We start from the raw sequence: 25,995 nt of genomic DNA, 5'->3' as shown, positions 1-25,995 counted from the left end.
CTTCTGAATTGCCTTGCCACGCCAGCGTTGCACCTGCCCAGTTAGCGGAAGGGGCCATGCGGGTCACAGGAAAACGCCTAATGAATGAGTTCGCAAAGCAGTACCCCGACGCGGAGCGGCCGCTCGCCGCATGGAAGTCGCAACTGACGTCCCGGCGCTTCTATAACGTCGCCGATATTCGCGGCATGTTTCGTCATGTCGACATCGTTGGTCCGTGGACCCTCTTCGCCGTTCACGGCACGACGTATCGGCTCATCGCAACCGTGGACTTCATGAGCCAGACGTGCCACGTCGAAACGATCCTCACCCATGCCCAGTACGACAGGAAGCACTGGATGGAGCATCACTACTGGGCACCGACCGAGCACCTTGGCACGATCACGCCTCTGCAGGATGAAGTGGACTACGATGCAGCGCTCGCGGCGCTGACCCGGCTTGGCAAACGCGGGGCTGCGGCCAACACCCATGCGCAAAACGCCCTGCTTGGGCGCCTCCTCTGCGCGGTGCACGCCTATGAGGAACGCTACCATCCCTTTGGCTGAGCTGGCCAGTAAGTGGGTGCCTACGCACCGTGGCGATGAACGCCGATACGAAGGTCCCTGGCGAGTTGTCAGAATGCTGTGCCTTGGTTCTGGAAGCCCGCCGTGAGGATCATTGGCCACCCGCTGCTGAACGACTTCGCTCGTCGATATCCGGACGCCGCCAGATCGCTATCTGACTGGGCCGGGCATATTCGTTCACAGCCCATCGGCAATTTTGCGGAACTCCGCAACGCGTTCGGGAGTGCTGACGTCGTCGGACAGTGCATCGTTTTCAATATTCGAGGCAACCGCTACCGGCTTATTGCGCAAGTGGGTTTCGCTGACCGGGTTTGCCACGTCAAGGCAATACTCACGCATGCTGCATACGACAGGAGAAAATGGATGAAGCACACCGCCGTCAAAGACTCGCTTGGCTCGGGGTGGCCCGAGATCGTCCCACGCACCACCATGCCGCCGATCACGGGCGAAGCGGATCACGCCTTCGCCACGTCCGTGCTGGAGTACCTGGGTGACCACGGCGCGACACAGGAAGGCAGCGCGCATCGACCGCTTTATCGCCTTCTTTTTGATGCCATCTACGACTACGAGCAGGTCCACTGCCCGCTCGACTTCCTGACCGCGTAGGAAATGTCGCGCTCAGGCGCGACGACGCGATACCGCCACCAGATACGCCCGACACATCACGGGAAGCTCGGTGCGCAGCATGGCCAGCGACTCCGGTGAGGCATCGTTCTCAAGCACCGCGCGTACGGTGCCCGTGAGCATGGTGCGCAGCGCGAACGTCACGTTGTCGATGTCGTCGAAGCCTGCATCCGGTGCGCTGGCCAGGAGGCCGGCGATGATCTCGTCGGCGCGCCGGACAATATCGGCAATGAGCGGCGCTGAATCCAGTTCGGCGGCAACCACGTACCGCGCGCGTGAGCCGGGCATCCGGCGCATCTTCGCCTCGAGGTACGCGCGACTCAGGCCATCCGACATCTCGCACAACCGGGCACCATGGTGGCGCTGGGCGGCACTTTCGAGCGCGACGACGACATCCTCCAGGTAATCCTCCAGCACCGCATAAAGCAGTGCCTCCTTGTGCGGGAAGTACTGGTACATCGTGCCGACGGACACGCCGGCCCGGCTGGCCACCCGCGTGGTGGTCAGGCCTGCGTAGCCGTCGACCAGCAAAACCTGAATCGTCGCCTCGAAAATCGCCTCCACCGTGGCCGCAGAACGGGCCTGGCGCGGCGTTTTACGGGGCTTTAGCTCGTCTGACGGGGCAACCGGCATATGCGAATGTAAATCCCGAAAGAGAGTTCCCAGATCTAGTCATGGGGCTACCCATTACTTATTCAACGAGGAATCGCCATGACTCAGCCACAACGTATCTCCCTCGTCACCGGTGCCAACAAGGGCATTGGCCTTGAAGTCGCCCGCCAGCTGGGCCGCGCCGGGCACCGCGTGCTGCTGGGTGCCCGCGACGCCGGCCGCGGCCAGGCGGCGGCGGATGCCCTCCGCGGCGAGGGCTTCGACGTACGTTTCATTCCCCTCGACCTCTCTGACAGCGCCTCCCTGGCCACGGCTGCCGCCGATATCGCGGCGAAGGAAGGCCGGATCGATGTCCTCATCAATAACGCCGGTGTGTTCCTCCAGGGCGACGGCCCGACCAGCAGCGCGGACCTGGACGCCGTGCGGCGTACCTTCGATACGAATTACTTTGGCACCGTCGCCGCCACCCAGGCACTCCTTCCGCTGGTACAGAAATCGCAGGCGGGGCGCGTCATCAATGTCTCCAGCGGCCTCGGCTCCATCACCCTCAACGCGGACCCTGAGTGGGACTACGCGGCGGTGAAGCTCATTGGCTATAACGCCTCCAAGGCCGCGCTGAACATGTTCACCGTGATCCTCGCCGGCGAGCTCAGGGAGAGCGGCATCCAGGTGCACACCGTCGACCCGGGCTACACGGCCACGGACCTCAACGGCAACAGCGGGCACCAGTCGGTGGAGGAAGGCGCGGAGGAAATCGTCCGGCTCGCCCTGCTGGCCGGCGATGGCGGCACGGCCACCTTCACGAACAAGGATGGCCCCCAGCCCTGGTAATGCCTCCCGGGCGCTGTCGTCACAAAACAACGACTTAGGGCGGCGCAAAGGCCGGGACGGAAAGGCTTCATCCCCCGCCCCGGCCCTGTATAATCGGCGACTTACCGTACGGTGGGAGAAGCGGATGGACCCGCTGCCGAAGGCGCAACGCCCGTAATCGCTCAGGCCCCCATACCACCGCGCGAGAAAACACTCTGGAGAGACCGGTTCAATCCGGCGCCGAAGGTGCAAGGGGTTCATGCCCCCAAACTCTCAGGCAAAAGGACAGAGGGGCGCCCCACGTGCCGGCACGGCACGTATTTCCGGACGCCCCTACGCCATGAAAACCTCCCCCTCGCTGCGCGATCTCGAGAACCACGGCGCGTTCATCGAGCGCCACATCGGCCCGAATGACGCCGAAATCGCCGAGATGCTCACCGTCGTCGGCCACGGCTCGCTCGACGCGCTGACCGACGCGATCGTCCCCGGCTCGATCAAGTCGCCCGCCCCGCTCGCCCTGCCCAGGGCGGTGACCGAGGAAGAGGCGCTGGCCAAGATCCGCAAGGTGGCCGACCGCAACCAGGTGTTCCGCAGCTTCATCGGCCAGGGCTACTACGGCACCCTGACCCCCAACGTCATCCTGCGCAACGTGCTTGAGAACCCGGCGTGGTACACGGCGTATACGCCGTACCAGGCGGAGATCTCGCAGGGCCGCATGGAGGCGCTGATCAACTTCCAGACCATGGTCACCGACCTGACCGGGATGGACATTTCCAATGCGTCGCTGCTGGACGAGGCCACCGCGGCCGCCGAAGCGATGACGCTGGCCAAGCGCTCGGCCAAGTCGAAGTCGAAGGTGTTCTTCGTGTCGAAGGACGTGCACCCGCAGACCATCGAAGTGTTGCGCACCCGCGCCGACGGCGTGGACATCGAAGTGCACGTGGGCGATGACGCCGACGCCGGCAGCGTCGACAGCTTCGGCGTGCTGCTGCAGTACCCGAACACCTTTGGCCGCATCAACAACTACCAGGCCATCGCCGATGCGACGCACGCCCGCGGCGGCATCGTCTGCGTGGCGACCGACCTGCTCGCGCTGACGGTGATCGCTTCGCCGGGCAGCTGGGGCGCGGACATCGTCGTGGGCAACACGCAGCGCTTTGGCGTGCCCTACGGTTTCGGTGGCCCGCATGCCGCCTACCTGGCCTGCCGCGACGCCTACAAGCGCTCCATGCCGGGCCGCCTGATCGGTGTGTCGATCGACACCGAAGGCAAGCCGGCCTACCGCCTCACGCTGCAGACCCGCGAGCAGCACATCCGCCGCGAGAAGGCCACCTCCAACATCTGTACCGCGCAGGTGCTGCTTGCCGTCATGGCCAGCATGTACGCCGTGTACCACGGGCCGGAAGGCCTGGTCCGCATCGCTCGCCGCGTGCATCGCATGGCCACCATCCTCACCGTCGCGCTGCGTCGCGCCGGCGTGGCCGTGGGCGATGACTTCTTCGACACGCTGCATGTCACCGGCGTGGATGCGAAGGCGCTCCATGCGAAGGCAGCCGCCGCCAGCATCAACCTGCGCGCCATCGATGCCGGCAGCGTCGGCATCAGCCTCGACGAAACCACCACGCGCGCCGACATCGTCGCGCTGGCGGGCGTGTTCGGCGCCAGCGTGGACATCGATGCGATCGACGCCGAGGTGCACGATGCCCTGCCGAAGGCCCTCGTCCGCGATGTCGACTTCCTGCAGCACCCGGTGTTCAACACGCACCACAGCGAGCACGAGCTGCTGCGCTACCTGCGTGGCCTCGCCGACAAGGACCTCGCGCTCGACCGTACGATGATCCCGCTGGGCTCGTGCACCATGAAGCTCAACGCCACCGCCGAGATGATCCCGGTGACGTGGCCGGAGTTCGCCAACATCCACCCGCTGGCCCCGGCCAGCCAGGCGCAGGGCTACAAGCAGCTGATCGACGAGCTGGAAGCCATGCTGGTGGAGTGCACCGGCTACGACGCCGTCAGCCTGCAGCCGAACTCCGGCGCCCAGGGTGAATACGCCGGCCTGCTCGCCATCCGCGCGTACCACCGCTCGCGCAACGAAGGCCACCGCGACATCTGCCTGATCCCGGAATCGGCCCACGGCACGAACCCGGCCTCGGCACAGATGTGCGGCATGCAGGTGGTGGTCACGCGCTGCGACGCCAATGGCAACGTCGACGTCGAGCACATCCGTGAGATGGCCGAGAAGTATTCGGACCGCCTCGCCGCCATCATGATCACCTACCCCTCTACGCACGGCGTGTTCGAGGAAGACGTGGTGGCCATCTGCGAGATCGTGCACAAGCACGGCGGCCAGGTGTACACCGACGGCGCGAACATGAACGCGCTGGTCGGCGTGGCCAAGCCGGGCAAGTGGGGTTCGGACGTTTCCCACCTCAACCTGCACAAGACCTTCTGCATCCCCCACGGCGGTGGCGGCCCGGGCGTCGGCCCGTGCGCGGTCAAGTCGCACCTGGCCCCGTTCCTGCCGCGCACGTTCGGCGGCGAAGGTGACGTCGGCATGGTCAGCGCCGCGTCGTTTGGTTCGGCCTCGATCCTGCCGATCTCGTGGATGTACATCACGCTGATGGGTACCGAAGGTCTGCGCAAGGCGACCCAGGTGGCCCTACTCAACGCCAACTACATCGCAAAGCGCCTCGCCCCGCACTACAAGACGCTGTACACGGGCCGTAACGGCCTGGTGGCCCATGAGTGCATCCTCGACCTGCGCCCGCTCAAGGACGCCACCGGCGTTGGCGCCGAAGACGTCGCCAAGCGCCTGATCGACTTCGGCTTCCACGCCCCGACCCTGTCGTTCCCGGTGGCCGGCACGCTGATGGTCGAGCCGACGGAAAGCGAATCGCAGCACGAGCTGGACCGCTTCATCGACGCCATGATCCAGATCCGCGACGAAATCCGCGCCGTGGAAGATGGCCGCCTGGACCGCGAGGACAATCCGCTGCGCAATGCCCCGCACACCGCGACCATGGTGACGGGCAGCGAGTGGACCCACGCCTACCCGCGTGAACTGGCGGCCTTCCCGCTGCCGTCGCTCAAGCTCAGCAAGTACTGGCCGCCGGTGTCCCGCGTGGACAACGTCTACGGCGACAAGAACGTGATGTGTGCCTGCATCCCGATCGACGCCTACAAGGAAGATGCCGAGGTCTAAGGACCCCGGCCCGGTCCCGCGGATTCGCCCCCTCCATACCCGGGCGAATCCGCTGGGCTGAGGTTTGTCTTAAACTGGAAACCTGGCTGCCGCCCCTCCTGCGCGGCGCACTTTTCCAAGGCAAGCCCATGACCCAGGAAACCCCACGCGACGACAGCCTGCTTGGCCTGCTCCGGGGCGTCGAAGATTTCAGCGCCAACGTCTTCCCCGAGACCCAGGAACTGTTCAGCGAACTGGCCGAAGGCCAGAGCCCGCATACCCTCTTCATCACCTGCGCGGATTCCCGCGTGGTGCCGGAGATGATCACCCAGACCCAGCCGGGCGACCTGTTCGTCTGCCGCAACATCGGCAACATCGTGCCGGGCTACGGCGAGATGCTCGGCGGCGTGTCCGCTGTGGTCGAATTTGCCGTCGCCGTCCTGCATGTTCGCCACGTGGTCATCTGCGGCCATAGCGACTGCGGCGCCATGAAGGGCCTGCTCAACCCCGATTCCACCAAGAGCCTGCCCACGGTCGAGGCCTGGCTGCGTAACGCCGCCGCGGCGAAGAGCGCCGTGTTCGCCCGCAAGGTCGAGGGCCCCGAGCTGCTCCAGGCGGTGACCCAGGAAAACGTGCGCCTGCAGCTGGCGCACCTGCGCACGCACCCGGCGGTGACCGCCGCGCTGGCCAACAAGGCCATCACCCTGCAGGGCTGGGTGTACGGCATTGGCGACGGCACCGTCTCGGTGCTGGACCAGACGACCGATACCTTCATCCCGCTCGCGGAGGCGATCCAGCGCGAGCACAAGGCGTGATCCTTCCGGGACGCGCGCATATCGGCCACATCCTGCGTTACGTCGGCAGGCCGCTGGCCCTGCTGTTTGCGTGGGACGTGGCGGTGACCGCGTTCTGGTATTACGGCCACCCACGCTGGACGGCCGAGTTCCCGGCCCTGCCGATCACCCTGCTCGGCTCGGCCATCGCGGTGTACCTGAGCTTCCGGAACACCACCAGCTACGCCCGCTGGTGGGAGGCACGCACCCTGTGGGGCGCCATGGTGAACACCTCGCGCAGCCTCGCCCGCGAGGCGCTGGCGATGCTGCCGTTGCGCGAGCAGGCCGTCGTGGTGATCCACCGGCAGATCGCCTACGTGCATGCGCTTCGCCTGCACCTGCGCCGGCAGGCGCCGTGGGACGACCTGGCGGGCCGCCTCCCCGCGGATGAGCTGGACCGGCTTCGCGGCGTGCTCAACGTGCCGAACGCCATCCACAGCCACACGGCCGAACTGATCGCCGCGGCCAGGCCCGAGGCGGTGCTGATGCCCGGTTTCGCGCGCACCATGGCGGATATCTCCAATGCCCAGGGCGGCATGGAGCGCATCAAGAACACGCCACTGCCGCAGCAGTACGCCACCTACCCGGCCATCTTCACGCACGGCTTCTGCCTGTTGCTGCCGGTAAGCCTCGTCGAGACCCTCGGCCTGTGGACGCCCCTGGGTTCCACGGTGGCCGGCTTCCTGTTCCTCGCGCTGCTGCAGATCGGCAACGACATGCAGAACCCGTTCGAGAACATGGACGACGACGTGCCCATGAGCACGCTGACCCGCGCCATCGAGATCGACCTGCGCGACATGCTTGGCGAAGCCCACGGCCTCACGCCCCTCCAGGCCGACGACGGCATCCTGCTCTAGGCGCCCCGCGCCGCCATGCTGCACTGCACGCATGACCCATGGCACGCGACACCCGTTCGCCAGTGCATTTCAATCGATACAAATCCCGTTTTTGTGGAGGTATCCCCTTGCGCGCGTTCCAGCCGATCGCTCTTGCCGCCGCCCTTATCCCCGCCCTGGCCGGCGCGACCTCCACGCCTGCGGATCTCGTCAATCCGCTGATCGGCACCACCAACGGGGGCAATGTCTTCCCCGGCGCCGTGGTGCCGTTCGGCATGTTCCAGTTCACCCCGGAAGCCTCGCCGCTACCGGGCAAGAAATCGCCGATCGCCGCGCCCGGTGGCTACGAATACCGCGCTGACGCGATCCGTGGTTTCGCCTTCACCAATGTCGAAGGCTGGGGCTGCGCCGGTGGGTCGGGCGATGTACCGGTGATGCCCATAACGGAAGACGTGACCACGTCGCCGAGCAGCGATTACCGCCACGCCTATGCGTCGAAGTTCAGCCATGCCAAGGAAAAGACGAAGGCCGGCCACTACCAGGTCACGCTGGAGAACGGCGTCACCGCCGACCTTACCGCCGCGCTGCACAGCGGCGCCGGCCGTTTCGCCTTCCCTGCCGGCAAGCCGGTGAACGTGCTGGTCCGCGCCTCGGATTCGGAAGTCGGTTCCGAGAAAGCGTCGGTGGCGATCGACAAGGCCAACCATCGCATCAGCGGTGAAGTGACCAGCGGCAACTTCTGCGGCTACATCAATGAAGCCGACCGCCGCAGCTACTACACCGTGCACTACGTCATCGAGTTCGACCAGCCGTTTGCCAGCACCGGCACCTGGAAGGATGGCACGGTCAGCAAGGGCGGCACGAAGAGCGAAGGCGGCACCGGCTACGGCGAGAAGGGTTTCCCGAAGGAAGGCACTGGCTCCGGCGGCTGGGTAGGTTTCGCGCCGGGCACGAAGGAAGTGAACGTGCGTGTCGGCATCTCGTACGTCAGCGCGGCGAACGCGCAGGCCAACCTCGACGCGGAAGTGCCGAAGGGCAGCACGTTCGACAGCGTGCGCGACAAGGCCGTCGCTGCATGGAACAAGCAGCTCTCGCATATCGAGGTGCAAGGCGGCACGCCCGACCAGCAGACGGTGTTCTACACCGCGCTGTACCACGCGTCGATGACGCCGAACGTCTACAGCGACGTGAACGGCCAGTACACCGGCTTCGACAACCAGGTGCACACGGTTAGCGGCACGCAGAAGGCGCAGTACGCGAACTTCTCCGGCTGGGACGTGTACCGTTCGCAGCTGCCGCTGCTGACCTGGCTGGAGCCGAAGATCGGTAGCGATATCGCGCAGAGTCTGTATAACCAGGCGCAGCAGAACAAGGGCGTGTGGGACCGCTGGACGCATAACAACGGCGCCACGCACGTCATGAACGGTGATCCGGCCGCGCCGTCGATCGCTGGCATTTATGCCTTCGGCGGTCACGACTTCGATGTGAAGGGTGCCCTGGCCTCGCTGATCCACGCCGCCGATCACCCGACCGCGCTGGATACCTCGATGGACGGCTGCCCGGTGGAGTGCGTCGGCCAGCGCCCTGGCCTGGACCAGTGGCTGAAGCTGCACTACGTACCCGTGGGCGCACCGTCGTGGGGCCCCGCCGCCGATACGCTGGAACTGGTGGCCGCGGAGTTTGCGCTGAGCGCCCTGTCCGATCGCCTCGGCGACAAGCCCACGGCAGCACGTTTCCTCGATCGCGCCCAGTACTGGCGCAACCTGTTCGACCCGAAGGCCGCACCGGACGGTGGCTACATCCGCAACCGCAACGCCGATGGCAGCTGGGCCCAGGTGAAGGATGACGACGACAAGGAGGCCCACGCCTTCGTCCCGTCGACCGAAGACGGCTTTGTGGAAGGCAGTGCCGCGCAATACGTGTGGATGGTGCCGTTCAACGTGCACGGCCTGTTTGAAGCGATGGGCGGCATGGAGAAGGCCCGCAAGCGTCTGGACAACTACTTCTACCAGCCGGATGGGAAGTTCGCGGTCACCAAGTCGGGCCCGTTGCATGCGGAGCTGGACAACGAGCCGTCCATCGGTGGCCCGTGGCTGTACAACTACGCCGGCATGCCGTGGAAGACCCAGGAACTCGTGCGCCGCGTGCTCGACACGCTCTGGGTGAACGCGCCGAATGGCATCCCGGGTAACGATGACCTGGGCGAAATGTCCTCGTGGTACGTGTTCGCCGCGCTGGGCATCTACCCGAACATCCCGGGCCGCGCCGAGTTCATCGTGGGCAGCCCGATCTTCACCAGGGCGGTCATCCATCGCGAAGGCGGCGACGTGACGATCCTTGCGCCGAATGCCGGCGCCGGCAAGCCGTACGTCAACGCGCTGAAGGTGGACGGCAAGGTGAGCGAGCGCTCGTGGCTGCCGGAATCCTTCGCCACGAAGGGTGGCACGCTCGAGTTCGACCTCTCCGACAAGCCGAACAAGGCATGGGCCAGCAAGGTGAAGGACGCCCCGCCGTCGTTTGACAGCAAATGATCAGGTGATGGTTTCGGTGCGCAGGCGCAAGGCGTTGCCTACCACCGAAACCGAACTCAGGCTCATCGCCAGCGCTGCCACCATCGGTGACAGAGTGAGGCCCAGCACCGGATACAGCGCGCCGGCGGCCAGCGGCACGCCGACCGCGTTGTAGACGAACGCGAAGAACAGGTTCTGGCGGATGTTCTTCACTGTGGCCGCCGAGAGCGACCTTGCCCGCGCGATGCCGGCGAGGTCGCCTTTCAGCAGGGTGACCGACGCGCTCTCGATGGCGATATCGCTGCCATTGCCCATGCCGATGCCGATGTCGGCTTTCGCCAGCGCCGGCGCATCGTTGACGCCATCGCCTGCCATCGCCACCTTGCGCCCTTCGGCTTTCAGCTGGGCCACGATATTCGCCTTGTCCTCCGGCGAGGCACCTGCGTGCACGTCGTCGATGGGCAGGCTGGCCGCGACAGCCTTGGCCGTCGCGGCGTTATCGCCCGTCAACATCACCAGGTGCACGCCTGCCTCGTGCAGGGCATCCAGCGCGGGACGGGTCGATGCCTTCACCGGGTCGGCCAGCGACAGCGTCGCGGCGAGGCGGCCGTCGATGGCGACGTACATGGCGGTGGCGCCTTTCGCGCGCCACTTCTCCGCGACGTCGCGTCCAGCCGCGGCGTCGACGCGTTCGTCTTCCATCAGGCGGCCGTTGCCGACGGCGACATCGTGGCCATCAACGCGCCCCGCCACGCCCCGTCCGACCATGACGCGGAAGCCGGCCACCGGCGGGATGGCAAGGCCTTCGGTCTCGGCCGCGGCGACGATGGCGGCGGCGAGCGGATGTTCGCTGGGCCGCTCCACGGCGGCGGCATACGCGAGGACCTCGGCACGCTCACGGCCGAACGTGCGCACGTCCGCCAGCGCGGGCTTGCCCTCGGTGAGCGTGCCCGTCTTGTCGAAGACCAGGGTGTCGATATCACGCAGCGTTTCGATCGCGGCGGCATCGCGGAACAACACACCCGCCTGTGCACCGCGGCCACTGGCCACCATGATCGACATCGGCGTCGCCAGGCCCAGGGCGCAGGGGCACGCGATGATCAGCACGGACACCGCCGCGACCAGCGCATGCGCGAACACCGGCTGCGGGCCGAACGACCACCACGCCACGAAGGCCAGTGCAGCGACCAGCACCACGCCTGGGACGAACCACGCGGCCACCTTGTCGGCGATCCGCTGCGACGGAGCGCGCGAGCGCTGGGCTTCCGCCACCATCATGACGATGCGCGAGAGCACGGTATCGGCGCCCACGTGGTCCACGCGCATGGTCAGCGCACCGTGCTGGTTCTGGGTGCCGCCGGTGAGGCGGTCGTGCGCGCGCTTGGCCACGGGCGTGGCTTCGCCCGTGAGCATCGCTTCGTCGACGTGGCTTTCGCCGTCGATCACCGTGCCGTCGGCGGGGACCTTTTCACCGGGACGCACGCGCAGGTGGTCGCCCACGTGCAACTGGTCGAGCGGCATATCGTCTTCACGGCCATCGGCGCCCACGCGGCGCGCGGTCTTCGGTACCAGGCCAAGCAGGCCACGCAGCGCCGCACCCGTGCGCCGACGCGCCCGCAGTTCGAGGAAGTCGCCCAGCGTCACCAGCGTGACGATCACGGCCGCGGATTCGAAATAGACGTCTACCTGGCCGTGCATGTTTCGCATTGACGGCGGGAACGCCTGCGGCAGCAGCAGCGCCACCACGCTGTATAGCCACGCCACGCCGGTGCCCAGCGCGATCAGCGTGTACATGTTGGGGGACCACGGCTTCAGCGAGCGCCAGCCACGGGCGAAGAACGGCGCACCGCCCCACAGCACCACGACCGAAGCGAGCAGCGCCTCGCCCCAGCGGGCGACGGCATCCCATGGTGAGGGCCACATCCAGCCGAACAGGTGCGGGCCCATCGCGACGACGAAAACAGGCAGCGTCAGCGCCAGCAGCAGGCCGAAGCGGCGCGCCATCGCTTCCACTTCGCCATCGTCCTCGTCCAGTGACGGCATCGCCGGTTCCAGCGCCATGCCGCACTTCGGGCATGAGCCGGGGCCCTCCTGACGGATCTCCGGATGCATCGGGCAGGTGTAGACGGTGCCGGCGGGCATCGGCGGCACGGGTGTCACCACGGGCGAGGCCTCGGCGGCCGCGCCGTGCGAGCAGCATGCGTGGCTCATGCGAGCGGCTCCGCCAGGGCCTTCAGGATCGGGCAATCGTCGGGGGAACCATGCCCCGGGCAGGCATCCACGAGCTCGGCCAGCCCATCGCGGACGCGCTGCAGCTCCGCAATCCGGTCGTCAATCGCCTTCAGCCGCGCGGCGGCACGCTCGCGTACGCCTTCGACGCCGCCGTGGCGGTCGGCCGACAGCGCCAGAAGCTCACGAATCTCATCCAGGGTGAAGCCCAGGTCCTTGGCGCGGCGGATGAAGCGCAGCCGCGAGACGGCCGAGGCATCGTATTCCCGGTAGCCCGAGGGCCGCCGGCGCGGCTCGGGCAACAGCCCTTCCCGCTCGTAGAACCGGATGGTGTCGATGGCGACGCCCGCGCTCTGCGCGATGCGGCCGATGGTCAGGGAGGTTTGAGTCGTCATGGGCCAAGTCTAGACCCTTGAGCGAGGTCAAGAGTCAAGCCCGGTGCAGGCTCGCCGAATCAAAGCCGTCGCCGTCCAGGATGACCCGGTTACGGCCCATGTGCTTGGCCCGGTACAGCGCGGCGTCCGCGGCGCGGCACAGGCGTGGCAGGTCGTAGCCGGTGATGTCCGTGCAGGCCAGCCCGATGCTGACCGAGAACGAGACCACTGCGCCGTCGATCACCAGCGGTGCGCCGGCGAGCGCCACGCGGATGCGCTCGGCGACGACGCTGCCCTGCAGTCGTGGCGTGTCCATCAGCAGCATGCCGAACTCTTCCCCGCCAAGACGACCGAGCAGGTCGGCGGTGCGCAGCTGGCCCTTGAAGATGGCCACCGCGTGCTTCAGCACCGCATCGCCCACCGCGTGGCCATGGGTATCGTTGACCTGCTTGAAATGGTCCAGGTCCAGGAACACCAGGCAGCTATCACCGGAGCGCTTTTCCAGCAGGCGCAGCTCGCGCTCCGCTTCGCTCATGAAGTGCTGGTGATGGTAGATGCCGGTGAGGCCATCGCAGGACGAGAGCCACTTGAAGCGCAACTGCGAGCGCTTGGTGCGCACCAGCCAGAACACGATGGACAGCAACGCCAGCGCCATCACCGTGATGTACAGCCGGCTGGTCTCCACCGCCTTGCTGTCCAGCGCCTTCTGCAGGCGCAGGATGTGGTTTTCCTTGCTTAGCCCTTCGGATTCGAGCTTCTCCGCATGGAAGTGTTCGCGTGCCGCCTCATAGGCCGCGTTGCGGACATTCGCGTCACGCAGGTAGCCCTGGTCCTGGATCACGTAGTGCTCGTAGGCATCCAGTGCGCTGGCCGTGTCGCCCTGTTTCTTCTCAATCGCATACAGGATCCGGTACGCAAAGCGCAGCGCCTCGTTCACATCCCCGGCGTGGCCAATGGCGATGGTGGCGAGCGCGGCCTTGCGCGCTTCCGCGACATTGCCCTGCAGGTCGAAAAGCCGGGCTCGCTGGGCGGCAAGGTCAATCAGGTGGGGGTAGTACTGGCTGGCCTGGACCACGGGCGCAAGGCGATCGATGGCGGCCCGGGCATCGTCAAGCTTGCCCTCCTCAAGCAGGCGATCGACCAGGATGAGCGACATGGTGTCGGCAAAAATCGGTTGCTTGTCCGCGCTGCAGCTTTCGATCGTCTGCAGAAGCTCGGCGCTGTGCGACGTCAGCCGGCGGGCACCTTCCAGGGCCGTCACCTTCTGCACCATCGCCTGGCACGGCGACTGGCCGGCGGGCGTCGCCTTCAGCATCTGCTCGGCATAGTCCAGCCCTGCTTCGGGCTGGCCGGCAAACGTGAGCATCTGCGACAGGTTGGCCAGCAGCACGAAGCGCGCCAGCGGATCGGTCACGCCGGGCAACGCATCACCGGCGCGTGTGGCCATGGCATACGCTTCCGCGTACCTGCCCTGCTGATTCAGGTTGTTCATGAGCGACGCTGTCGCGCGCGTTCCCAGCGCATCATCCTCCGTCGAGGCGATCACGTCGCGGAAGATTCCCTCGGCATCCGGATAGCGACCTTCGTAGTTGGCTTCCCAGCCATCGAGGAAACGCAGGTAACGCTTGTCGGGCGCGCTGAGGGTGTCGACATCACGGTGCAGCGCGTCCAGCTGTTCAACGAAACGCGCGTGCTGGGTGGTGCGGATCGCGTCCAGCTTGGCCACGCGGTCGCCGTCGGCCTGGCCGCAGGCAGCCTGCGTCCACAGCGCGATCCCCACCAGGACCGGCCAGGCACGCATGCTGCGACGTCGACGGGAGGCCATCCTGCGCTATGTCGTCAGGTCGGCGGCGCGTCGTCGGGATCGTCAGGCGTCTTCGGCTCGTCCTTCTTGCCGTCGCCATCGTCGTCCGGATGGTGATGGTGATGGTCGTCGTGGCCGTCACCCTCGTGCCCGCCCGTCTGGCTCATATGCTCAACGTGCATATGTTGCAGGCCCAGCTCTTCCGTCAGCTTCGTGCTGTCGCCGTGGGCCGCGAGCTCGCGTAGCCCAGGGGAGGCACCGGCGGCGTCGAGGGCGCGTGCCAGTTCGTCAGCAGACGCGTGCCGCAGGGTGGCGTCACGGCCGATGGCCTCCAGTAAATCTACGGTATCGCGCATCGTTTTCCCCGTATCCCGATCTGGCTTTAGCGGCAAGCCGCGCCATTTCTTTAGGTGGTCAGGCCGGTACCGCCGGCTCGGCGCCCGTGCCATGCACGGCATCCAGCGCATCAAGCCGCGCGCGCCAGATGGCATTCGGCGTCAGGGCGTGGGCGGGCGGAAGCACCAGCGTCTCCTGCCCGGTGTACTCGGCCTTGGTAAAATCACGTAGCGCAACGCGCTGGATGTGCGGTGCATGGATCGGCAGTGTCGGCGCGCGATAGAGCGCCACGGGGTGGTCGGCCGGATAGTCCTCCAGCAAACGCTCCGTCAGCAGTTCCCGGTAGGCATCGGGCGTCCGGAAACGGCCGAGCGAACGATCGCCGACCACACCGAGCTGCCACAGGATGACGTGGCCGAGCGTATCGAGCTTGCGCTCAAAGAAGAGCAGCTGGCTCGCCTCCAGGTGCTGGCAACCGACACGACCCGGATCAATGCCCAGGTCGGCGTACAGGCAGTCTTCGGCGGAAATGCCGGGCTCCATGTGCGCCGGGTAGCCTTCGGCGCGAGCCAGCTCGATCACCTTGTGCGGCGACCAGGCGAAGATGCCGGGATGGCCATAAAAAACGGCGCAGACACGTTTGCCCGCACGGACCTCGGCCATCATGACGCCAACCCATTCGCGATACGTCTTCATCCGCGACTTGCCCGGCCGGTAATACGGCTGCAGGCTGCGCACGTCCGGGTTCATCCGTTCCAGCCACAGCTGCACCACGTGGTCGGAAAGGGCCGCGAACACGACGTCGGCGGTCTCGATATGGCTACGTGCCAGCGGCGTCAGGTGCGAACCCAGGGTCATACCCATGCCGACGCAGGCGATACTGCCGCGCCGGGCTTCATTTTCGCGCTGCATACCCCGTTCCCCCGGTGTCGTCCGCACCACGATAGCGGCGCCCGGTGGCCTCGACAAGGACACCAGCCCTTACGCCGGGCCAGGGGCCGCGCCAAGCCAGCCTGACGATGACAAGATAAGACTCCCGGCCCTCCCTCAAAGGACTCCCCATGGACGTGCTCATCTCAGGTGCCGGCGTGGCCGGCCTCGCCCTCGCCTACTGGCTGGATCGCGCGGGGATCCACGTCACCCTCGTTGAACGGACGCCCGCCTTCCGCCGCGGTGGCCAGGCCGTGGATATCCGTGGCGTGGCGCTCGATGTCGCCAGGGCCATGGGCCTCCTGGAGCAGGCTCGCGGGCTGCGCACGCAGCTGAAAGGCATGGCCATGCTGGATGCCAACGGCGCGGAAGTCAGCCGGACCACGGAACGCACCTTCAGCGCGGGCCGGCTGGACAGCGACGACATCGAGATCTTCCGGGATGACCTGTGCGGGCTGTTGATCGGCGCCCTCGGCCACGGCGTCGAGATGCGCTATGGCGACAGTATCCGCACGATCGACGACAGCGGCGCCTCCGTGGGGGTGACCTTCGAAAACGGCGGCGCGCGCGCCTTTGATCTCGTCGTGGGCGCCGACGGTGTGTATTCGAAGACGCGCCGCGTTGTGTTCGACAACGAAAGCACCGTCGTGAAATCGCTCGGCATGGTGCTCGCCCTGTTCACCGCACCCAACGACATGAACCTCATCGACTGGCAGCTGGGCCATCGCGCCAATGGCGTCGGGGTCATCATCTACCCGAGCCTGGACAAGAAGGAACTGCGTGTCGGCGTGGGCTTCGCCACGAACGGCACCACCCTGCCGCGTGGCGACGTCGCCGCCCAGCGCGAACAGGTAGCCGCCCATGGTGCTCACCTGGGCGGTCTCTTCCCAGCCCTGTTCGCCGTGTCACAGGAGACGCCGGAGTTCTACTACAACGAGCTGGCGCAGATTCGCATGCCGGCGTGGTCGAAGGGACGCGTCGTCCTCGCCGGCGATGCCGCCCACTGTGCATCACCGTTTTCCGGCCAGGGCACCAGCCTGGCCCTGGTCGGCGCCTTCGTCCTTGGGCGCGCACTGGCCACGAGCGGTGGCAACCTCGACGCGGCGTTGCACGGCTACGAAGAACGCATGCGCCCCTATGTCGCGCTCAACCAGGACATGGTGGACCTCACCCGTGTCGGCCCGACGCCCGACGACGTCATGACCCGCGCCAAGAACGGCATCGACCTGACCGACCTGCTCCCGGCGCTCTGACGGCGCAAGCGTTTCCAAGACCGGGGGCGCGATGCCCGCTAAAAACGGTCGGATGAACGACAAGGCCATCCGCGCCGCCCTCGACCACCACTGGGCCGCCTCCGCCGCAGGCGACCTGCTGGCGGAACACGCCATCTACCACGACGATGCGATCTGTGAGTACCCGCAGTCCGGCGAGGTGATCCATGGCCGGAGGAACCTGCAGGCGCTGCGCGGCCACCACCCTGGCAAGCCGTCGGGTTTCACGGTGCGGCGTATCACCGGCGAAGGCGCGGTGTGGGTGACCGAGTACATGATCCACTACGAGGGCAAGCAGGCCTACACCGTCAGCATCATGACCTTCCGCGACGGCAAGGTCGTGCACGAAACCCAATACTTTTCCGACCCCTTCGACGCGCCCGACTGGCGCGCCGAGTGGGTTGAACGTACACGCGATGGAGAACCACTGCGATGAATCACGACCGCCTTCCCCTGTTCTCACTGATCGGGCGCGTCCTGATGTGCAGCCTGTTTATCGTCTCGGGCATCGGCAAGGTGGCCGCGCCGGGGGCGACGAAGGCCTACATTGTCTCCGCCGGCCTTCCCCTGCCCGACCTTGCCTACCTCGCGGCCGTCGCCGTGGAGCTTGGGCTCGGAACGCTGTTACTCCTGGGCTTCAAGACAAAATGGGTGGCGGCCCTCATGGCCTTGTTCACCCTCGCCACGGCCTTTACCTTCCACGCCCATTTCAACGACCCGAACCAGCAGGTCCACTTCCTGAAAAACCTTTCGATCGCGGGCGGCCTCGTCCAGTTCGCGATCTGGGGTGCCGGCGCGTGGAGCCTGGATGGACTGCGCACACGCCGGGCATAAGGCGCCACGGCGGGGTCGTCAAAGCTTGCTGTGCTCCACCTGTCGTTCCCGCTGCATCAGGGTCCACTCGGCGTGTTCGGTGAGCGCGGCTTCACCGAGCGCCAGCAGGATGGCGCGTTGCTGTGCCGGTTCATGCGTGCCGTCGAGTGCGGCGCGGGCCGTGGTGAAAATCCGTTGCATGAAGAAATACTGCCGCATCAGTTCGCGGTCGGCCTTGCGGTACGCATAGGCCTCGCGCACGGCCGCCACGATGGAGAGCACGGCCATCAGGGTGACCAGCGTGACCTTGGTTTCCTCGTGCAGGCGCAGGGCGAACACCGCGAGGAACACGCTGATGGCGATGCCACCCCAAAGGCTCACCCGGCCCACGGTTTCGGTGATGTGGTGGAAGCCCTTGCGCTCGGCCGTCTTGGTTTCGTAGTAGTGCAGCTGCCCGGACTGCCCTGAGTTGCCCACCCATTCCGCGATCACCTCGTGCAGGCTGGCCTCATCCGGCTCTTCCGGGTGCGTCGAGGGATAAAGGCTGGCGGCACGCATGACGTTACGGATCCAGCCAAGCTCGATGTTCTGCTTCTGCAGGAAGTTGTCGTGGGCGAACTCATGGTCCGCGTTCACGGCGATGCCGGCTCGGCGCCAGCACGACTGGATGCGGAGCCCTTCGGCCAAAGCGCGGTAGTCCAGGTACTTGCGATGCCAGCCGCGCCGCCCGGCCATCATCGCCACGAAGCCGCCGGTGGCGAACAGGAAGAGGAAGCCGTAGATGAGCGAGTTGTTGCCTGGCAGGTGCGCGTAGAAGGTAAACGCGATACCCATCAATGCCGCCACCGTGTACGTGGCGCGCAAGGCCATCACCACGCGCCGCCGGAAGTGCACCGCCAGCCAGTCCGCTTCATGGAACACCTTCTCGATGGTGGCGGTGGCACCGCAGGGGCTGCCGTGCAGGCCCCGCGGCGCAGCACTGATCTCGTCGGCGTGGCGTGCCGCGTCATCGTTGAACTCGGCCATGCGCTCGAACATCAGCTGGAAATCCGCCGGCAGCGTGTGCTGGAACGACATGTCGTCCACGCTGCGCCAGCCGGACGTAAAGGCCTGCAACCCGTCGGCCACCGGTTCACCCGCGCGTGGACAGACCACGTGATAGAGCAGGCTCTCGTCACCCCCGGCAAGGATGTGGCGGATCCGCTTGTGGTGCAGGGCCGGGCCCGGGAGGCTGCCGGTCAGGTGGTAATGGACGATCTGCGCCGTGCCGCCGACGCCGTTGGCTTCGTTGCCGTCCCACAAGGCCAGCAGCACGTGGCAGTGGCTCGCGATGTAGACGCCGGCCTTGGCGTACTGGCGATCGCGCGCGGCGCCCGGGGCTCCGACCACGTGGCGGGGCATTTCCATCAGCCGTGGAAGCAGGACGACTTCCGCGCGCTTGCTGAGGGATTCGAAGGTGGCGCGCACGCCGACGTCGTCGAAGTCATCCACGTAAAGGTCTGGCGGAAGTGGCAGCGGCGCGACCAGCCGCGCACCGATGGCCAGCGCCTCCTCCGCCACGAGCTGGTCGCCTCCTTCGGCCAGCGCGGACAGGAGCAGCAGCGGCAGGTCCGGGTAGGCCTCGCGGAGCTGGGCGAAGAAGGCTCGCACCTTCTGGCGTACGGCCTCGAGATCGCCGGCGGCGATGTCCCGGTGGCTGGTGACACCCACAACAAGAGGGATCATGGAAGGTGCTCCAGTGAGGTGGGACGCCGGGATGCACAACGCCACGGGGGCCCTGCGATCCCCCGGGACGCCTGCCGAAACGCGCCAGCGCAATCAGCTTGGCTTGATGCCCGACTTCTTCGTCGCCGCGGCTGTCGCATCCTTTAACGGCTGCGCCGGCGTATCCGCGCCTTCCTGGTTGTTATCGCGGAAGTCCTGGCGGTCGTCGTCGGACGGATTGTCACTACCGTTGTTGCTCATGTCGTTCTCCCACTGCGGTGGTGGATCACACACGGCCCTGCTACCGGCTACCTCCCGCCGTCGCTGCCACCAGCTCGCGCTGGAAAGCCTCGTTGACGGGATACTCGATGGTGTTGCGACGCAGGCGCTGGACGAGGGCGATGTCGCGATAGCCCGCGGTCCACAGCTGGCGGATGGCGGGTTCGGCGTCGCTGCGCCGACCCAGCGACAACAGCGCGTCGACCTGCAGCGCGACGAGACGAGGATCGCCCTGCCCGCTTTTCACGGTGCCCGCTTCATGCAGCACCGTTTCGCGAAGGCCTCGCGCCTCTTTGCTGTCGACCGTGACGTCGGCCGCTGCAAGGCGCGCACCGAGCATCGCCAGCAGCGTGGAACGGTCGTCCGGCTGCGCCGAGCGCAGCGGTGCGAGCGTGCGCATCGCGTCGTCCGCCGCCGCGAGCGCCGCGATGCCATCGCCGCGCAGGGCCAGCTGGCTGGACTCTTCCGTCCGCGCTTCGGCGTATTCGCGCTGCCAGCCTGCATTGCGTGCGTCCTTTTTTTGCAGCGAGGCGAAGATCGGCAAGGCCTTGTCGAGCATCGCGCGCGCAGCTGCGGTCTCGCCGGTAAGGCGGCGCAGGCGCGCCAGCTGCGTGGCGAACAACGCGACATGCTCCTGCGCATCGGTGTTGGTCGGATCCACCGGAACGAGCGCCACGGCCATGTCCACCGCCTGCTGGAGACGATCGGTACCCGCCTTTACGTCACCAGCGAGCGCCTGCGTGCGACCAAGGATGGCGTGCACAGTAAGCAAGGCATCACGCCGGTTCACGTCCTTGGGGTCGTCGCGATAACGCTTTGCCTGGATGGCCTCGTCGGCGGCGAAATGGGCGATGGCCGCGGCGAGTTCGCCGCGCATGAGGGCCAGCTTGCCCAGGTTGACGTACGCCGAGCCGAGCCATTCAGCCCAGTCGGCGTTATCCGGTTCAGCGGCGGTGAGGTGCTGCATGCGCTCGAGCATGCTGCGGTATTGCTTGCCTGCATCGTCCAGGCTGCCGCGCGCTTCCAGCACGCGTCCCATATTGTTGTCGAGCATGGCCTGTTGGAAATGCAGCTCGCGATCGCCGGCAGCCGCGGGCTCCGCCCGATCGAGCACGGACTGCGCGTCGGCAAAACTGCGCTGGGCCTCGTCGAGACGACCCAGTCGCCAGTGCACCATGCCGATGAAGGACAGGGTTTCGGCGAGCAGTACCTGTCGCGCTGTGTCGCCGGGCTGTTCCGTGGCCAGCCGCGCCGCGACGGTGCGCGCGGCGTCGTACGAGGCGAGCGCCGCGTCAAGCCGGCCCTGGTCCAGGCGAACACTGCCGATCTTCTCCAGCGCGGTGGCTCGCTGCAGCAACGCACGGTCGCTCACTTCGTGGGTGGGCTGGGCCTGGAAATACGCCATGGCGCGGTCGTCCACGGCTTCCATGATGTCGAGGCGAGACACCTCGGCCAGCTTGTCGTTGAGGTCGCCGAGCATGAAGGCCACCAGGTCTTCGGCATCCTTTTGCCGGCGCTCGGCCACCTCGCTCGCGGCCACCGCTTCGCGACGCGCGAGCGTGGCGTTGATGGCAAGGAAGGTGGTCACGAGCATCATCGCGACCGCCACGGCCGACAAGGCCATCGCCCGTCGTGCGCGACGTTGCAGGTCGCGTCGTTTGAGCGCATCGAGGTCGAGCCCGAGCATGCCGGCAATCAGCTTGATGCGCGCGTCGGCCTTGCCATCACCGCCCGGGCGAACGTCGGCCGCCAAAGGCTCGATGGCGACGTTGGTGAGGTTCCCTTCCGCGTCGTAGCGCTGGCGCAGCGCTGGCGGGAAACATTCCTCCGCACCCCGCCCGGCGATACGGCTGGCGTTCGGCTCTCCGGCGACGACGAGGCAGAAAATGCGCTCGGCGCCGCCGAGGCGTTGGTAGGTTCGTACCTCTTCGTCAACCCAGCGCGAGATCGCGGCGTCCGGCGAGCAGATGACCAGCAGGCAGGCGGATTGCTCCAGGGCTTCGGCCACTTTCTGGCCGAGGTCACGGGCCGTGGCGAGTTCGTCGCTGTCACGGAAGATCGGCACCAGCCGCGCGGGCACGGCACCGAAGTCGGTCACGCGCCCGACAAGGCGACGCGGGATGGCGTAGGTTTCGAGCGCACGGTGAAGCCACGCCGCCCAGGCTTTATCCCGGTGGCTGTAGCTGATGAAGGCGCGATAGCGATACCCCGCCGCCGTCGTCCCATGCGCAACCACGCGTGCTCTCCCCACGACATAAGCCGAGGACACCCCATCCACCCCCTTGGGACAAGGCACGCGCCTGCCCGGCCCGGCCGGACACGCGAGATCTTACGCTAGCACCAAAAAACGTGATGTACATCACACTATGCGGTATTACACCCGGGCGAAATAACGAGCCATGGGCTATCGGGCACGCCCCGACTTCAGGAGCCAGAGATTCCTCCCGTAAAGCGCGGGGAGAAACGCGTAACTGAGGATGATGGGCAGCTTGTCGAGATGAACCGCATAGAAAAGTGAGATCAGGCTTCCCCAAAAGCTGAGGTGCCAGAACGCAGGGGGCACCACGATGCATCCCTTACGTTCCGAGTGAATCCACTGAATGATGAATCGGCTACTGAAAAGAAAGCCGCCCGCAAGACCGACGCCGGTCCACATACTGGAATCGACGTACAACCAGGGTGCGACGGGCGCCAGGTAATGTTGAAGGAAAGATTCGCTGTGCATGGTTTTCGCTTTCTGAGCCGAGTCATGCTGATGGCGCGTGATCGATCGCACGCCACGCCTCGCTGTTCAAGTGATCCAACCATCGGTTGAAGAACGAGTTACCGAAGTTCCACGTATGCCTTTTGACCGACTAGCGTTCGCAGCCTGCGGACCGGCATCGTTACCGAGGAAGCCAGGTAGCGACGTGCCTGGCCTTCCAAACCCATGCAGCACCCTGAGGGATCCATGGCCTGGCCGCGGATCGCGCCGCCGCCTGCGTCGACGTGGAGGGAGACACGTCGACGCGGGGGACGGTTTAGCGCTTCTCGGCAAGCAGCCGTTTGGCCGCGTCCACGCCGATGACCCACGCACCGGCCATCATCAGGGTGTCCTTCAGCACCAGGCGGCCGGCACCGGAAAGGTACGGGAAGCCATGCTGCGCATCGCCCAACGCGGGAACCCATGCCTCCGGCGTCGTGACCAGGAACGACAGCGTGACGACGGTCGTACCGAAGGCAAGGAAAGCGCCCAACAAGCCGAGCTTGCGCGAGAACGGGAACGACAGGACGAGGAACGCGATCGTCAGCTCAACCATGCCCAGCCCGCGGGAGAAGCCGTACGTGTTGTTCTGCTCCTGCCACGCCCGCTACTCGGGAACCAGCTGGCCTTCGTGTGTAAGGTGCGGTTTGTATTCCTGCGGGTGGTCGTAGAAGAACGACATCACCGGGCTGTTCGCGACAAACGGCGTGATGCTGTCGGCTTCATAGGGCACAAACTTCAGCGCGCCGATCCAGATGAAGACCAGGGCGATCGCGATGCGGATGAGGTGCGGTCCAACCGATTCAAGGCGGACGAAGCGTTCCAACAGGGAACGGAAGGCGGTATTCATGTCAGCTCCAGGGTTCGAGGGCAGTGCTGCCCGGCTGGTGCCTATGCTCCGCCGCCCCCGGCGAGACGGTAAGACTCTGGCATCTCGACTTCTGGCGCGATCGTCTCACGGTCCGCCAGCGAGCCCCTGAAGCGCCTTTCCGGCATGTTCAGCCGCCCGGCTGGCTTTCGTGCCATGCTGGCCCCACGTCTGACTTATCACGAGTCAGCCCCGACGGGAGCAGCAATGAAGCGTTACATGATCCTCGCAGCGATCCTTGGCCTGGCAGCCACCCTCTATGTGGCGGGTTTTGCCACCGGCGCCATCTCCCTGTTCGCCGCCGGTGCGCTCTTCGAAGCGGCCTTCTGGATCAAGCTCATGCGCAAGCCGCGACCGGTACGCATTGTAATCAAGCGCGACGAGCCGCGCCGCCGCCGCTAAGCGTCAGGCCCGTCGCCACGACGGGCTTTGCCATGCCACCAACGCCTCCAGGAATACCTGCAGTCGTTGGGGTGTGAAGCGCCGGGTGGGATAGACGGCGTGCACCGGGAACTCCGGTGACGTCCATTCCGGCAGCAGCCGGACCAGCTCGCCCGCGGCGAGCTTCTCATCGCAATACGCCGACGGCAGAAAGCCGATCCCATGGCCGCGATAGACAAACGAACTCACGGAATTGAAATCGCGACTCGATAGCGGGCCGCTGATGTGCACGCGCTCGGACTGCTTTCCCTTCACCAGCACCCATTCGGCTTCGTTGTTGCGGCCGTTGATCATGACGCACTCGTGGCTCGCCAGGTCCGCGGGGATGCGAGGCTTTGGACGGCCTTCGAGGTAACCCGGGGTAGCGACGATGTAGCGCTCGCTGGTGCCCAACCGCCGCGCGACCAGCGCGGAATCGTGCAGATCGCCATAGCGAATCGCGACGTCCAGGTTCTCACCGATCAAATCGATGAACGCGTTGGTGATGTACAGATCCACGCGGATGCGCGGGTACGCTCGCATGAAATCGGATACGAACTCGAAGAACGGCGCCTGGCCGAGGATGACCGGCACGGAAACGCGCAGCAGTCCTTCGGGTGCCTTCTGCGTCTGGGTGACCGCGCGCTCGGCGTCCTGCAGTTCATGCAGGGGCTCGCTGCACTGCTCGTAGTACGCCCTGCCCTGCGCCGTCAGGCTGAGTTTGCGCGTGGAGCGCTGCAGCAGCGTGGCCCCCAGTTCCTCCTCCAGCGCCGTGACCCGCCGGCTTACCGTGGAGACCGGCATGCCCAGCGCCTGCGCGGCGCGGCTGAAGCTGCCCAGCTGGGCCACCCGGACGAAGACGGCGATGTCGTTGAGGTCGAGCATGGGCGGACTTTTGCACAGATGGAAAAGAGATTCCAGATTTTCCCGTCTAATCAAGTAATGCCGATCGGCGGAGCATATCCCTCAGCAAGACACCCCTCTCACCGTATCGGAGTCACTCATGAACGCTAAAACCATCATCGTCACTGGCGCTTCGCAGGGCATCGGCGCCGGCATCGTCAAAACCTTCCTCGACCGCGGTTATAACGTGGTCGCCACGTCCCGCAAGGTAAGCCAGTCCACCGAGCTCCCCGTCTCCGACCGCCTCGTGCGCGTTGACGGCGACGTGGCGGACGCCGCCACGGCCGAAGCTGTCGTGCAGGCCGCGGTCAAGGCGTTCGGCACCGTGGACGGCCTGGTCAACAACGCCGGCATCTTCATCGCCAAGCCGTTTACCGAGACCACGCAGGACGATTACCGCCAGCTGATGGCGATCAACCTCGATGGCTTCGTCTACATGACGCAGAGCGTAATCAAGCAGCTCCTGGCCCAGGGCACCGGCGGCAGCATCACCAGCATCACCTCGCCGCTGGCGGACCACCCGATTGCTGGCGTTCCGGCAGCCGTCGCGATGATCACCAAGGGCGGCATCGAGTCGGCGTCGCTGAACCTCGCGATGGAATACGCGCAGCAGGGCATCCGCGTGAACACCGTCGGCCCGGGCATCGTCGATACGCCGATGCACGCCAATGGCCCGAAGGACGTCCTCGCCACGCTGTCGCCGATCAACGGCATCTCCAGCGTGCAGGAAGTAGCTGACGCCGTGCTCTTCCTCACCGAAGCACCGCGCGTTACCGGCGAAGCGCTCCGCGTGGATGGCGGCGCCCACCTGGGTAAGTGGTGATGGGCGGCCCGCTGGCGAATGCGGCGGGCGCCGAGGCGCGGCTGGTGGCGCTGGGCATTTCCCTGCCTCCGCCGCCGTCGCCCTTCGGCAAGTACGTCGAGGCGGTGCGCGTCGGCAACATGGTCTACTTCAGCGGGATGCTCCCCGCCGTGGGCCACGACCTGCCCCTGCTCGGACGCGTTGGCGAGGCACTGAACGTGGCGGAGGGCCGCAAGGCCGCCGAGATGGCCGCGCTGAGTGCCCTCGCTGCTGCGAAAGCGTTCCTCGGTTCGCTTGACCGGGTCACCGCCGTGGCGAAGCTGGGCATCTACATCGCTACCGTCGGTGATTTTCGCGAGCATCCGGCCATCGCCGATGGCGCATCGGAACTGATGGCCGCGGTGTTCGGTGACGACAAACTGGCACCGCGCGTGGTGCTCGGCATGGCCAGCCTTCCGCTGGGCGTGCCGGTAGAACTGGAAGTGCTGCTGGAAGTCGCTGACTGACAGCCCTGCGGGTGGCCTCAAGCTTTGCGGCCACCCGCCGTTACGCC

At 66.2% G+C, this 25,995-nt stretch carries 24 protein-coding genes, 1 pseudogene and 1 riboswitch; of the genes and pseudogenes, 13 read left to right on the top strand and 12 right to left on the bottom strand.

Annotated elements, in window-relative coordinates; all coding sequences use genetic code 11:
• Positions 1-80: 80 nt before the first annotated feature.
• Both FIV34_RS20910 and FIV34_RS07545 read left to right on the top strand, forming a co-directional pair.
• Positions 81-542: a type II toxin-antitoxin system HigB family toxin gene (locus FIV34_RS20910; RefSeq protein ID WP_170207535.1), complete on the top strand. Its 462-nt coding sequence runs from the start codon at positions 81-83 to the stop codon at positions 540-542.
• Positions 543-644: 102 nt separating this feature from the next.
• Positions 645-1,166 carry a type II toxin-antitoxin system HigB family toxin gene (locus FIV34_RS07545; protein WP_170207534.1) on the top strand — a complete coding sequence of 174 codons (522 nt, stop codon included), beginning with the start codon at positions 645-647 and terminating at the stop codon, positions 1,164-1,166.
• Positions 1,167-1,178: 12 nt separating this feature from the next.
• Here the strand turns inward: FIV34_RS07545 and FIV34_RS07540 are convergent, their stop codons facing one another.
• A complete protein-coding gene (locus FIV34_RS07540) occupies positions 1,179-1,817 on the bottom strand; it encodes a TetR/AcrR family transcriptional regulator (protein ID WP_139981190.1) in 639 nt (212 codons plus the stop codon).
• 78 nt (positions 1,818-1,895) lie between these two features.
• Here FIV34_RS07540 and FIV34_RS07535 point away from each other — a divergent pair, with 78 nt between their 5' ends.
• From FIV34_RS07535 to FIV34_RS07515, 5 genes are all read left to right on the top strand, one after another.
• The gene (locus FIV34_RS07535) at positions 1,896-2,627 is read left to right on the top strand and encodes an SDR family oxidoreductase (protein WP_139981188.1); all 732 of its coding nucleotides are present in this window, start codon (positions 1,896-1,898) and stop codon (positions 2,625-2,627) included.
• Between the two features lie 184 nt (positions 2,628-2,811).
• A riboswitch (glycine riboswitch) is annotated at positions 2,812-2,905 on the top strand.
• 41 nt (positions 2,906-2,946) lie between these two features.
• The gene (gene gcvP, locus FIV34_RS07530) at positions 2,947-5,808 is read left to right on the top strand and encodes an aminomethyl-transferring glycine dehydrogenase (protein WP_139981186.1); all 2,862 of its coding nucleotides are present in this window, start codon (positions 2,947-2,949) and stop codon (positions 5,806-5,808) included.
• A gap of 128 nt (positions 5,809-5,936) precedes the next feature.
• A complete protein-coding gene (locus tag FIV34_RS07525; protein ID WP_139981184.1) occupies positions 5,937-6,602 on the top strand; it encodes a carbonic anhydrase in 666 nt (221 codons plus the stop codon).
• Positions 6,599-7,477, top strand: coding sequence for a bestrophin family protein (locus FIV34_RS07520; protein ID WP_139981182.1), 879 nt, complete (start codon positions 6,599-6,601; stop codon positions 7,475-7,477). The genes FIV34_RS07525 and FIV34_RS07520 overlap by 4 nt, the downstream gene beginning before the upstream one ends.
• A 107-nt stretch (positions 7,478-7,584) precedes the next feature.
• On the top strand, positions 7,585-9,987 hold the full coding sequence (locus FIV34_RS07515) for a GH92 family glycosyl hydrolase (RefSeq protein WP_246058775.1): 2,403 nt from the start codon (positions 7,585-7,587) through the stop codon (positions 9,985-9,987).
• Here the strand turns inward: FIV34_RS07515 and FIV34_RS07510 are convergent, their stop codons facing one another.
• The 5 genes from FIV34_RS07510 to FIV34_RS07490 are packed head-to-tail and all read right to left on the bottom strand — an operon-like array spanning position 9,988 to position 15,621.
• Positions 9,988-12,177 (bottom strand): copper-transporting P-type ATPase, encoded by a 2,190-nt coding sequence (locus FIV34_RS07510; RefSeq protein ID WP_139981178.1) that lies wholly within the window; start codon positions 12,175-12,177, stop codon positions 9,988-9,990.
• Positions 12,174-12,590: a heavy metal-responsive transcriptional regulator gene (locus FIV34_RS07505; RefSeq protein WP_139981176.1), complete on the bottom strand. Its 417-nt coding sequence runs from the start codon at positions 12,588-12,590 to the stop codon at positions 12,174-12,176. The genes FIV34_RS07510 and FIV34_RS07505 overlap by 4 nt, the downstream gene beginning before the upstream one ends.
• Before the next feature lie 34 nt (positions 12,591-12,624).
• Positions 12,625-14,370: a sensor domain-containing diguanylate cyclase gene (locus FIV34_RS07500; RefSeq protein WP_170207533.1), complete on the bottom strand. Its 1,746-nt coding sequence runs from the start codon at positions 14,368-14,370 to the stop codon at positions 12,625-12,627.
• A 38-nt stretch (positions 14,371-14,408) separates the two neighbouring features.
• Complete coding sequence (locus FIV34_RS07495) at positions 14,409-14,729, bottom strand: hypothetical protein (RefSeq protein WP_139981172.1); 321 nt, start codon at positions 14,727-14,729, stop codon at positions 14,409-14,411.
• A gap of 58 nt (positions 14,730-14,787) precedes the next feature.
• The gene (locus FIV34_RS07490) at positions 14,788-15,621 is read right to left on the bottom strand and encodes an SAM-dependent methyltransferase (protein WP_139981170.1); all 834 of its coding nucleotides are present in this window, start codon (positions 15,619-15,621) and stop codon (positions 14,788-14,790) included.
• 149 nt (positions 15,622-15,770) lie between these two features.
• On the opposite strand from FIV34_RS07490, the gene FIV34_RS07485 reads away from it, so the two are divergent.
• Genes FIV34_RS07485 through FIV34_RS07475 form a run of 3 tightly spaced genes read left to right on the top strand, consistent with a single transcriptional unit; the run spans position 15,771 to position 17,744 of the window.
• Positions 15,771-16,892, top strand: a complete 1,122-nt coding sequence (locus FIV34_RS07485; RefSeq protein WP_139981167.1) for an FAD-dependent monooxygenase — start codon at positions 15,771-15,773, stop codon at positions 16,890-16,892.
• Positions 16,893-16,944: 52 nt separating this feature from the next.
• The gene (locus FIV34_RS07480; protein WP_139981165.1) at positions 16,945-17,346 is read left to right on the top strand and encodes a nuclear transport factor 2 family protein; all 402 of its coding nucleotides are present in this window, start codon (positions 16,945-16,947) and stop codon (positions 17,344-17,346) included.
• The gene (locus FIV34_RS07475) at positions 17,343-17,744 is read left to right on the top strand and encodes a DoxX family protein (RefSeq protein ID WP_139981163.1); all 402 of its coding nucleotides are present in this window, start codon (positions 17,343-17,345) and stop codon (positions 17,742-17,744) included. The genes FIV34_RS07480 and FIV34_RS07475 overlap by 4 nt, the downstream gene beginning before the upstream one ends.
• An 18-nt stretch (positions 17,745-17,762) precedes the next feature.
• Here the strand turns inward: FIV34_RS07475 and FIV34_RS07470 are convergent, their stop codons facing one another.
• From FIV34_RS07470 to rclC, 5 genes and pseudogenes are all read right to left on the bottom strand, one after another.
• Entirely contained in the window at positions 17,763-19,448 is a 1,686-nt protein-coding gene (locus FIV34_RS07470; protein ID WP_139981161.1) for a hypothetical protein, read from the bottom strand.
• Between the two features lie 93 nt (positions 19,449-19,541).
• Entirely contained in the window at positions 19,542-19,688 is a 147-nt protein-coding gene (locus FIV34_RS20905) for a hypothetical protein (RefSeq protein WP_170207532.1), read from the bottom strand.
• Positions 19,689-19,728: 40 nt separating this feature from the next.
• Complete coding sequence (locus tag FIV34_RS07465) at positions 19,729-21,942, bottom strand: toll/interleukin-1 receptor domain-containing protein (RefSeq protein ID WP_139981159.1); 2,214 nt, start codon at positions 21,940-21,942, stop codon at positions 19,729-19,731.
• Positions 21,943-22,110: 168 nt separating this feature from the next.
• Positions 22,111-22,482 carry a lipid-A-disaccharide synthase N-terminal domain-containing protein gene (locus FIV34_RS07460; RefSeq protein ID WP_139981158.1) on the bottom strand — a complete coding sequence of 124 codons (372 nt, stop codon included), beginning with the start codon at positions 22,480-22,482 and terminating at the stop codon, positions 22,111-22,113.
• Between the two features lie 244 nt (positions 22,483-22,726).
• Positions 22,727-23,299, bottom strand: a pseudogene (gene rclC / locus FIV34_RS07455) (reactive chlorine resistance membrane protein RclC).
• Between the two features lie 225 nt (positions 23,300-23,524).
• On the opposite strand from rclC, the gene FIV34_RS07450 reads away from it, so the two are divergent.
• Entirely contained in the window at positions 23,525-23,719 is a 195-nt protein-coding gene (locus FIV34_RS07450; protein ID WP_139981157.1) for a hypothetical protein, read from the top strand.
• 3 nt (positions 23,720-23,722) lie between these two features.
• On the opposite strand, the gene FIV34_RS07445 is transcribed toward FIV34_RS07450, so the two are convergent.
• The gene (locus tag FIV34_RS07445) at positions 23,723-24,622 is read right to left on the bottom strand and encodes a LysR family transcriptional regulator (protein ID WP_139981156.1); all 900 of its coding nucleotides are present in this window, start codon (positions 24,620-24,622) and stop codon (positions 23,723-23,725) included.
• A gap of 118 nt (positions 24,623-24,740) precedes the next feature.
• Between FIV34_RS07445 and FIV34_RS07440 the strand changes: the two genes are divergently transcribed.
• Together FIV34_RS07440 and FIV34_RS07435 are read left to right on the top strand one after the other, a co-directional pair.
• A complete protein-coding gene (locus tag FIV34_RS07440) occupies positions 24,741-25,463 on the top strand; it encodes an SDR family NAD(P)-dependent oxidoreductase (protein WP_139981155.1) in 723 nt (240 codons plus the stop codon).
• Positions 25,463-25,948, top strand: a complete 486-nt coding sequence (locus FIV34_RS07435; RefSeq protein WP_139981154.1) for a RidA family protein — start codon at positions 25,463-25,465, stop codon at positions 25,946-25,948. The genes FIV34_RS07440 and FIV34_RS07435 overlap by 1 nt, the downstream gene beginning before the upstream one ends.
• Positions 25,949-25,995: the final 47 nt, after the last annotated feature.

Origin of the sequence: Luteibacter pinisoli, from assembly GCF_006385595.1 — a bacterium.
GTDB classification, from domain to species: Bacteria; Pseudomonadota; Gammaproteobacteria; order Xanthomonadales; family Rhodanobacteraceae; genus Luteibacter; species Luteibacter pinisoli.
Note: the sequence above shows the minus strand (reverse complement) of the source record. Positions and strands in the feature narration are given on the sequence as shown.